Source organism: Bacteroides sp. 4_1_36, from assembly GCF_003466325.1.
Lineage (GTDB): Bacteria > Bacteroidota > Bacteroidia > Bacteroidales > Bacteroidaceae > Bacteroides > Bacteroides uniformis.
In genome coordinates, this window is the sequence record NZ_QSOX01000013.1 from 1 (window position 1) to 720 (window position 720).

Genomic DNA, 720 nt, shown 5'->3' on the forward strand with positions numbered 1-720 from the left:
GCTTACCATTGCGAGATACACCCCGGAATCATATCGGAAGCCATGGGGCACTCCTCCATTACGGTGACGGAAACCTATCTGAAGCCTTTCAGCAACAGAAAGATTGACGAGGCAAATCAGAGGGTAATTTCTTTTGTAAGAAGTGGAGCGTGTATGGTGTAAAAGACGTTACTGCTTTTGATAGGATAGAATAGATTTGTCGCACATTTTCCGGAATCTTCAAACAGAGTTTTGAGGAACGGAATGGTGTTGTCTTTACGGAGCTCACATCGGTTCTATCAATATGCTGTTATTCAATCTTTTGAGCTAAAAATACACACTTCCATTTTTTGAAGGCCTCATTTCATTACTTTCCCATTGTCACTTTTCTGGACTTCCAATCCTCTTTCCAATATCCCAACGAACAGATTTTTACTATTCTGGACAAGCCCCACCTATTTTCTCCTTATTCCCTGATTATTAACGAAATTAACAAGATTTCATTACCTGCGAAGTAACGGAATACTTAGTAACAAAACAAGTATGCGAAAGGGGTTCAAAATGAGAGATTATTCACTTTTTATTTTTTTAAATTTATAAATTTAAAGTTTTCAATTATGAACAAAAAGTTTCTAAGTGTGATCCTGTTCAGCGCCTTAATGGTGGGCACTGCAGGAACGTTCACGTCTTGTAAGGACTATGATGACGACATCGAAAGCTTGGACAACCGCGTATCAGCAG

1 pseudogene is annotated in these 720 nt (G+C 38.9%); it reads left to right on the top strand.

From position 1 onward, the window contains the following. Positions 1 to 162 (top strand): annotated as a pseudogene (locus DXD65_RS13065) (site-specific integrase); the annotation flags it as partial. Positions 163 to 720 lie beyond the last annotated feature (558 nt).